Source organism: Candidatus Streptomyces philanthi (assembly GCF_059553635.1).
Genome location: NZ_JCANQV010000244.1, coordinates 1 through 9,014, shown reverse-complemented (window position 1 = coordinate 9,014; position 9,014 = coordinate 1). Strand labels below are relative to the sequence as shown.

Annotated in this window: 7 protein-coding genes; 2 read left to right on the top strand and 5 right to left on the bottom strand. The window is 69.1% G+C overall.

The window, feature by feature from the left end; genetic code table 11:
- A partial coding sequence (locus AC51EU_RS23115; protein ID WP_496268961.1) for a class E sortase occupies positions 1-1,106 on the top strand: 1,106 nt, incomplete at its 5' end.
- Between the two features lie 25 nt (positions 1,107-1,131).
- A complete protein-coding gene (locus AC51EU_RS23110; protein ID WP_496268960.1) occupies positions 1,132-1,887 on the top strand; it encodes a class E sortase in 756 nt (251 codons plus the stop codon).
- Between the two features lie 90 nt (positions 1,888-1,977).
- Here AC51EU_RS23110 and pknB read toward each other — a convergent pair whose 3' ends face one another.
- The 5 genes from pknB to AC51EU_RS23085 form a co-directional block, all read right to left on the bottom strand.
- Positions 1,978-4,002, bottom strand: coding sequence for a Stk1 family PASTA domain-containing Ser/Thr kinase (gene pknB / locus AC51EU_RS23105; RefSeq protein WP_496268959.1), 2,025 nt, complete (start codon positions 4,000-4,002; stop codon positions 1,978-1,980).
- A 146-nt stretch (positions 4,003-4,148) separates the two neighbouring features.
- Entirely contained in the window at positions 4,149-5,618 is a 1,470-nt protein-coding gene (locus AC51EU_RS23100; RefSeq protein WP_496268958.1) for a peptidoglycan D,D-transpeptidase FtsI family protein, read from the bottom strand.
- Positions 5,615-6,997, bottom strand: a complete 1,383-nt coding sequence (locus tag AC51EU_RS23095) for an FtsW/RodA/SpoVE family cell cycle protein (protein ID WP_496268957.1) — start codon at positions 6,995-6,997, stop codon at positions 5,615-5,617. Before AC51EU_RS23095 ends, AC51EU_RS23100 begins: the two co-directional genes overlap by 4 nt.
- Before the next feature lie 23 nt (positions 6,998-7,020).
- Complete coding sequence (locus AC51EU_RS23090) at positions 7,021-8,592, bottom strand: PP2C family protein-serine/threonine phosphatase (protein ID WP_496268956.1); 1,572 nt, start codon at positions 8,590-8,592, stop codon at positions 7,021-7,023.
- 132 nt (positions 8,593-8,724) lie between these two features.
- A partial coding sequence (locus tag AC51EU_RS23085; protein WP_496268955.1) for an FHA domain-containing protein FhaB/FipA occupies positions 8,725-9,014 on the bottom strand: 290 nt, incomplete at its 5' end.

Sequence of the window (9,014 nt, the reverse complement as noted above, 5' to 3'; positions counted from 1 at the left end):
CCGACGTCCGGCCCGGGACGGGCCACCAGGCCGGGAACGTCCCTGGTCAGAGCCGCCCCGCCCCCGTCCCACGCCAGGCGCCCCCGCCCCCCGTGCCGGAGCCGGCCCTGGACGAGACGCTGGTGATCTCACCCGTCTCCGCCGCCCCCGCGTCCGGCCCGCTGCTGGACGACTCGACCATGGCGCTGCGGCAGGCCGTGAAACCCGTCGAGGAGAGCGGCGCGGTTTCACGTGAAACGGGCGACGAGACCGCCGTTTCACGTGAAACCGCGCCGGTACCCGGAGGCCGTGCCGCCCGCCGCAAGGCCGCCCAGGAGGCCGCCAAGCGGAGCAAGGGACGGGGCAAGCGCGGTGGTACGCCCGAGCCCCCGGCGCCCCCGCCCGTCTTCACCTCGCGGCTGGAGGCCCGGCGTGCCGCCCGCGCCGCCAAGGAGAGCTTCAGCCTGATCGCCAGCCGTGCGGTGGGCGAGGTGTTCATCACCCTCGGCGTGCTGATGCTGCTGTTCGTCACGTACCAGCTGTGGTGGACCAATGTGCTGGCCCACCAGGAGGCCGGTGGCGCCGCCAACACCCTCCAGAACGAGTGGGACAAGGGCGTGGCGGAGAAGAAGTCGCTCGCGGACGGCGAGCGCTTCGCGATCATGTATATCCCCAAGCTCGATGTGAAGGCCCCGATCGCGGAGGGCATCGACAAGCACGCCGTGCTGGACCAGGGCATGATCGGGCACTACGACAAGGAGAGCGGAATCAAGACGGCGCTGCCCTGGGACAAGCGGGGCAACTTCGCCGTGGCGGGACATCGCAACACCCATGGTGAGCCGTTCCGGTACATCAACAAGCTCACCAGGGGCGACAAGATCGTCGTGGAGACGCAGAGCGCGTACTACACGTATGAGATGGAGAGCATCCTTCCGCAGACCAGCCCCAAGAACGTCTCCGTCATCCGTCCGGTACCGCCGGGCTCCGGGTTCAGCGGGCCGGGCCGGTACATCACCCTGACGACCTGTACACCGGAGTTCACCAGTACGTACCGGATGATCGTCTGGGGCAAGATGGTCGACGAGCGACCGCGGAGCAAGGGCAAGCCGGAAGCGCTCGACGGCTGACCGAGAGCAAGAGGGGTACGACGCGGTGACGACTGCCACGGACCACGACGAGAACGCCAGCGGGTCCGTACCGTCACGCCGGGCGCGCGGCGCGCGAGGAAAGATCGCCACCGCCGTCAGCGTCCTCGGCGAACTGCTGATCACGGCCGGGCTGGTACTGGGCCTCTTCGTCGTCTACTCGCTGTGGTGGACGAACGTCCTCGCCAACCGTGAGGCCGACCAGCAAGGGGACGCGGTGCGCAAGAAATGGGCGGCCGCCGCCCCCACCCCCGACGCCAAGGGGCCGGGCGCACTGGACACCAAGGACGGCATCGGCTTCCTGCACGTCCCGGCGATGGACAACGGCGAGGTGCTGGTCAAGAAGGGCACTGACGCCGAGGTCCTCAACGAGGGCGTGGCCGGCTACTACACCAAGCCGGTCAGGTCGGGGCTGCCCCAGGACAAGAAGGGCAACTTCACGCTCGCCGCCCACCGCGACGGACACGGAGCGAAGTTCCACAACATCGACAAGCTCCACGACGGCGACCCGATCGTCTTCGAGACCAAGGACACCTGGTACGTCTACAAGGTCTACGCGACCCTCCCGCAGACCTCGAAGTACAACGTGGACGTCCTCGACGGCGTCCCCAAGGAGTCCGGCAAGCGCAAGCCCGGCCGCTACATCACCCTGACGACCTGCACCCCGGTCTACACCTCGGAGTACCGCTACATCGTCTGGGGCGAGCTGGAACGCACGGAGAAGGTCGACGCCGACCGCACGCCCCCCGAGGAACTGCGCTGACCCGCGGGCCGCGACGGCCCGCACACGCGAGGAGCCCCGGCGCCCTTCCCAGGGTGCCGGGGCTCCGCCGTCCTCCGGACGGGCGATCCGTCAGTGGTGGCGCCCCCACGGGCCACCGATGATGCCCCCTATGGGGTTGTTGTTCCCGCCCTTGTTGGGCTCGCCCTCGTCACCGCCCTGATCGCCACCGATGGTGGTCAGCGTCACGGTGGTGGAGCCGGGGTCGGACGGGGTGTTCGGCCCCGGGTCCTGGCTGGCGACACGGGCGTTGTCGTCCTGCGAACTGCCCTCGGCGAACTGGATGTTGGTGAAGCCCGCGTCCTGGAGCGCCTTCCTGGCGTCCTTGACGGTCTGGCCGAGCACGCCCGGCACCGGCGTCTGCGCCGCGGCCTTGCCGATGATCAGGGTGACCGTCGAGTTGGGCTCGGCCTGGGTGGAGCCGCCGGGGCTCTGGTCGATGACCTTGCCGACCTGGTTCGCGTCGGAGGTCTCCTTCTCCGACTTGGCGACCTTGAAGCCCTGGTCGGTCAGCTGCTTCTCGGCCGCGGCGACATCCTTGCCCCGGACGTCCGGGACGGTCTGCTTCGGGGTCTCCTTGGCGATCATCAGCGTGATGGTGGCGTCCTTGGCCGCCTTGGTGTTCGGCGCCGGGTCCTGGTCGTCGACGGTGCCGGGGTCCCGGTTGGAGACCACGGTCTTCGTCTCGAACTTGGAGAAGCCCTTGTCGCGCAGCTCGGACTGCGCCTCGCTGAGGGTGAGCCCCTTGACGTTGGGCACCGCGATCTTCTCCGGGCCCGAGCACATCGTCAGGGTGACCTCGGAGCCCTTGTCGATCTTCTGGTCGGCCTCCGGGTCCTGCTTGGTGACCTGGCCCTTCTTGGCGTTCTCACACGCCTCGGTGCCGCCCTTGGTGACCGTGAAGTCACCGTTGCGGGCGGCCTCCTTGGCCTCGTCCAGGGTCTTGCCGACGAGAGGAGGCACCGACACCTGGCTGTTCGACCCGGTGCTGCTGAACATCGCCTTGCCGATGAAGATCGCGCCGACCAGTACCAGCACACCGGCCAGGGCGAGCAGCACCGTCGAGGTGTGGCTCTTCTTCTGACTGCCGGCGCCCCGGCGGCGGTCGGGCCGCTCGTCGTAGCCGTAACCGCCGTTGTCCGGGGCGACCGGCGGGAGCATGGCGGTCTGCCCGCCCGGGTCCTGCGGACGCAGCATCGTGGTGGGCTGGTCCTGCTCGTAGCCGACCGCGCCCAGCGCGGAGGTCGCCGCGACCGGCTGGCCGTCCAGCGCCGCCTCGATGTCGGCGCGCATCTCGTCGGCCGACTGGTAGCGGTAGTCGGGGTCCTTGACCAGCGCCTTGAGGACGATGGCGTCCATCTCGGGCGTGATCTCGGGGTCGAAGGTGCTCGGCTGCTGCGGCTCCTCCCGCACATGCTGGTAGGCCACCGCGACCGGCGAGTCGCCGACGAACGGGGGGCGCACCGTGAGCAGCTCGTAGAGCAGGCAGCCGGTGGAGTACAGGTCGGAGCGGGCGTCGACCTGCTCGCCCTTGGCCTGTTCCGGGGAGAGGTACTGGGCGGTGCCGATCACCGCGGCGGTCTGCGTCATCGTCATTCCGGCATCACCCATCGCACGGGCGATGCCGAAGTCCATGACCTTCACCTGACCGGTGCGGGTCAGCATGACGTTGGCGGGCTTGATGTCGCGGTGGACGATCCCGGCGCGGTGCGAGTACTCCAGCGCCTGGAGCACGCCGATCGTCATCTCCAGCGACCGCTCGGGCAGCAGCTTGCGGCCGGAGTGCAGCAGCTCCCGCAGGGTGGAGCCGTCGACGTACTCCATGACGATGTACGGGATCGACACCCCGTCGACGTAGTCCTCGCCGGTGTCGTAGACCGCGACGATCGACGGATGGTTCAGGGAGGCGGCCGACTGGGCCTCACGGCGGAACCGGGCCTGGAAGGACGGGTCCCGGGCGAGGTCCGCCCGGAGCGTCTTCACCGCGACGGTGCGGCCGAGGCGGCTGTCGTGCGCGAGGTACACCTCGGCCATGCCACCGCGGCCGAGCACCGAGCCCAGCTCGTACCGGCCGCCGAGGCGACGCGGCTCTTCCATAAGCTTCTCCAGCCCTCTCCGTCAGTCCCGACCGCACCGGCGTGTGGTCCGGCGGTGTGCTGTCCGGGCATACCGTACCCGGCGTGCCGTACCGGACCGGGCCGTTGCCGCAACCTGATATCCGACCGGTATGGGCACGGTCCGGCTCACTTCTTGCTGCTGAGCACGGCTTTCATCACGCTCTTCGCGATGGGGGCGGAGAGCTTGCCGCCGGCGATGTCGTCCCGGAGTGTGTCGGATCCCTCGATGACGACGGCGACCGCCACGGGGGTGCCCTTGGCGGTCTTGGCGTAGGAGATGAACCAGGCGTACGGGTTGTCCTTGTTGTTCTCGCCGTGCTGAGCGGTGCCGGTCTTGCCACCGACGGTGACGCCGGGGATCTGGGCCGTGGTTCCCGTACCGTTCTTGACCACGGTCTCCATCATCTCCTGCACCTTCTGCGCGTTCTGCGGCGACAGCGGGCGGCTCATCTCCTTCGGAGTGTGCTGCTGGACGACGTTGAGGTTCGGCGCGACCAGCTGCTCGACCATGTAGGGCTGCATCAGCTTGCCGCCGTTGGCGACCGCCGCGGCGACCATGGCCATCTGGAGCGGAGTGGCGCGGTTGGACGCCTGACCGATGCCGGCCATGGCGTTCTGCGGCCGGTTGTCCTTGGGGTAGACGCTCTCGGAGGCCCGGACCGGCGTGTCGACCTTCGGGTTGTTGAAGCCGAACTTCTCCGACTCCTCCATCATCGCCTTGTTGCCCAGGTCGGCGCTGATCTTGCCGAAGACGGTGTTGCACGACCAGCGCAGCGCCTCGCGCAGGCTGGCGTTCTCGCACGGGATGTTGCCCTCGTTCTTCAGCTGGACCCCGGCGGTGTCCGGAAGGATGTAGGGCATCGGCGAGTTCGTCTTGGCGTCGATGTCGTGGTACAGCCCCTTCTCCAGCGCCGCCGCCGCGGTGACGACCTTGAAGGTCGAGCCGGGCGGGTAGGTCTGCCGCAGCGCCCGGTTGAGCATCGGGTCGTCCGGGTTGTTCTCCTTCAGCAGCGCGTTGAACGCCTCGGAGTCCTTGTCGGTGTTGCCGGCGAAGGTGGACGGGTCGTACGACGGGGTGCTGGCCAGGGCCAGGATCGCGCCGGTCTCCGGGTTGATCGCGGCGACCGCGCCCTTCTTGTCGCCGAGCCCCTCGAAGGCGGCCTTCTGGGCCTTGGCGTCCAGGGTGGTGACGACGTCACCGCCGGCCGGCTTGCGGCCGGTGAGCATGTCGACGGTCCGGCTGAAGAACAGCTTGTCGTCCGTGCCGGTCAGGATGGAGTCGTTCAGCTTCTCCAGCTGGTTCGCGTCGAACGCCTGCGAGGCGTAGCCGGTGACCGGCGCCCACATCTTGCCGTTCTTGTACGTCCGCTTGTACTTGTAGTCGCCGTGGTCGGTGACCACCGAGCCGGTGATGGCCTTGCCGTCGACGATGATGTTGCCCCGCGGGGTGCTGTAGCGCTCGATGGCCACCCGGCGGTTGTGCTTGTCGTTCTTGAGCTCGTCGGCCTTGACGAACTGCACCCAGTTGACGCGGACGAGCAGGGCGAGGACGAGCAGGCCGCAGAAGATCGCGACCCGGCGCAGGGGCTTGTTCACGGGCGGACCACCTGGGTCATCTCGGCGTCGGTGGACGGTGCGGGCGTCGGTGCGGGACGACGCGCGGTGTCGCTGATGCGGAGCAGGATCGCCACCAGCGCCCAGTTCGCGATCACGGACGAACCGCCCTGGGCCAGGAACGGCATCGTCATACCCGTCAGCGGGATCAGACCGGTCACACCGCCGGCGACGACGAAGACCTGGAGGGCGAAGGCACCGGAGAGGCCGACGGCGAGCAGCTTGCCGAAGGGGTCGCGGGCGGCCAGCGCCGTCCGCAGACCGCGCTCGATCAGCAGGCCGTAGAGGATCAGGACGGCCATCAGCCCGGCAAGGCCGATCTCCTCGCCGACGGTGGCGAGGATGTAGTCGCTCTTGGGGGCGATGCCGCGGATGAGGCGGGAGTAGCCCTGGCCGAGGCCGGAGCCGAGGATGCCGCCCGAGCCGAAGGAGTACATCGCCTGGGCGGTCTCGGTGACACCGCCGTTCTCCAGCGCCAGCGGGTTGAGCCAGTTCTGGATGCGGGACTGGACGTGCGACTCGAAGGTGGCCACCGCCACCGCGCCGCCCGCACTCAGCAGCAGACCGAAGACGATCCAGCTGGTGCGCTCGGTGGCGACGTACAGCATGACGACGAAGAGGCCGAAGAAGAGGAGCGAGGTGCCGAGGTCGGTCTCGAAGACCAGGATCATCAGGCTCAGCGCCCAGATGGCGAGGATCGGCCCGAGGTCGCGGCCGCGCGGCAGGTACATCCCCATGAAGCGGCGGCTGGCCAGTGCCAGGGCGTCCCGCTTCACCATCAGGTAGCCGGCGAAGAAGATCGCGATGATGATCTTCGCGAACTCGCCGGGCTGCAACGAACCCAGACCCGGGATCGTGATCCAGATCTTGGCGCCGTTGACGCCGGGGAAGAACATCGGCGCGATCAGCAGGACCAGCGCGACGATCATCGAGATGTAGGTGTAGCGCTGGAGGACGCGGTGGTCCTTGAGGACGATCAGGATGCCGATGAACAGGGCGACACCGAGGGTCGACCACATCATCTGGTTGGGCGCCATCGCCGCCCCGAGCGAGGGCTCCTGGTCGAGCCGCCAGATGAAGACCAGGCCCAGACCGTTGATCAGGGTGGCCATCGGCAGCATCAGCGGGTCGGCGTACGGCGCCCACTTGCGGACGACGAGATGGGTGACGCCGGCCAACAGGCCGAGCCCGAGGCCGTAGCCCAGGACGCCGGCGGGCACGGTGTGCTCCTTGGCCAGACCGACGTTGATGTACGCGTACACCGCGATCAGCACGGCGAAGACGAGCAGTGCCAGTTCGGTGTTGCGGCGGCTCGGGGCTCCGATGGTGCCGATGGTGGTGGTGTTGGTGGTACTGCTCATGTGGTGTACGGCCCCCTACGCCCTCACTGCTGGGTGCTGCAATTCTTCTCCAGCTTCTGCTGCTCCTCTGCGGAGGGGGCGTTGCTGGTGCCGGCCGCGGGGTCGGCCGTCGCGGCGAAGGCGCCGGGCACGGCGGGTACGGCGGAGTGCCCCGGCGTCGGGGTGACCGGCACACCGTCGGTGGGCGGCGCCGTCGGCGTCCCGGGCTTGCCGTGCTGACCGGGAGTGCCCGTGCCGTTCTTGCCCTTGGAGTCCGCCTCGGCGCGCTCGGCGGCCTCCCGCTGCTCCTTGACGCGGCAGGCGTTGGCCTGCTTGCCCAGTTCGGCGATCTTCGTGACGGCCTGGCTGCGGCTGTCGACCGCGATCGTCTCCTTGACCTGGTTGCGCTGGTACAGCGGCAGGTACTTGAGTTCGATCTCGGGGTGGTCCTGGTCGACCTTGCTGAGCGAGAACCACGCCAGGTCCTGGCTCAGGCCCCGGTAGAGCGCGATGTGGTCGTCCTTGGTGCCCACGTAGTACTGGTTCTGCGTCCAGCCGTAGCCCGCGTAGAGACCACCGCCGACGACGGCCAGCGCCAGCGCGCTGAACAGCGAGCGCTTGATCCACACACCGCGCCGCCGGGGCTTGACGAAGTCCTCGTCGGCGAACGCGTCGAACGAGCCCTGGCCTGGGCCCGCCGCCTCGCCGTTCCCGCTCCCGGGCGGGCCGAAGGCGCCCGCGGCGGACTGCCCGTCGTGGTGCCGGCCGAGTTCGGCGGCGCGCGCGGCGGGCGTCTGGAGCGTGCTCGGGTCGTTGAGCTGGTGCTGGTTCTCGGCGACGGCGCCGACGATGACGGGGGTGTCGTTGAGCTGCCCGGCGAGCGTCTCGGAGCCGTCCACGTCGAGGACGTCGGCGACGATGCAGGTGATGTTGTCGGGGCCGCCGCCGCGCAGCGCGAGCTGGATCAGCTCCTGCACGGTCTCGTGCGGCCCGTGGTAGCCCGCCAGCGTCTCTTCCAGCGTCTGGTGGCTGACCACGCCGGACAGTCCGTCCGAGCAGATCAGGTAGCGGTCGCCGGCGCGCACCTCGCGGATGGACAGGTCCGGTTCGACGTGGTCGCCGCTGCCCAGCGCGCGCATCAGCAGGGAGCGCTGCGGGTGGGTGGTGGCCTCTTCCTCGGTGATCCGGCCCTCGTCGACCAGGCGCTGGACCCAGGTGTGGTCCTGGGTGATCTGGGTGAGCACACCGTCGCGCAGCAGATAGGCGCGGGAGTCGCCGACGTGGACGAGGCCGAGCCGCTGGCCCGTCCACAGCAGTGCGGTCAGGGTGGTGCCCATGCCTTCGAGCTGAGCGTCCTCCTCGACCATGACGCGCAGTTGCTCGTTGGCGCGCTGCACGGCGGTGCCGAGGGAGGTGAGGATGTCCGAGCCGGGCACATCGTCGTCGAGCTGGACGAGGGTGGAGATCACCTCGGAGGAGGCGACCTCGCCGGCCGCCTGGCCGCCCATGCCGTCGGCGATGGCGAGGAGGCGGGGGCCGGCGTAGCCGGAGTCCTCGTTGCCCTCGCGGATCATGCCCTTGTGGGACCCGGCGGCGAAGCGCAGTGACAGGCTCATGCGCACCTCTCCCGTCGGCTCGGGGTACAGCCGGTCTCGTCGAGCCACACTGCCCACCCTCCGGTCGGGAGCATGCCCGGGGCCGTCGAGTGGACCGCCGCGGCTCGCTCGCTCCGCTCGCTCATTGTCGTACTACTTCCGCAGCTCGATGACGGTCTTGCCGATGCGGATCGGGGCTCCCAGCGGGATCGGGGTCGGGGTCGTCAGCCGGCTCCGGTCCAGGTACGTGCCGTTGGTCGAACCGAGGTCCTCGACGATCCACTGGCCGTCACGGTCCGGATAGATCCTGGCATGCCTGCTCGACGCGTAGTCGTCGTCGAGCACGATCGTGGAGTCGTGCGCGCGGCCCAGCGTGATCGTCTGTCCCTGGAGGGCGACGGTGGTGCCGGTGAGGCTGCCTTCGGAGACCACGAGCTTGGTGG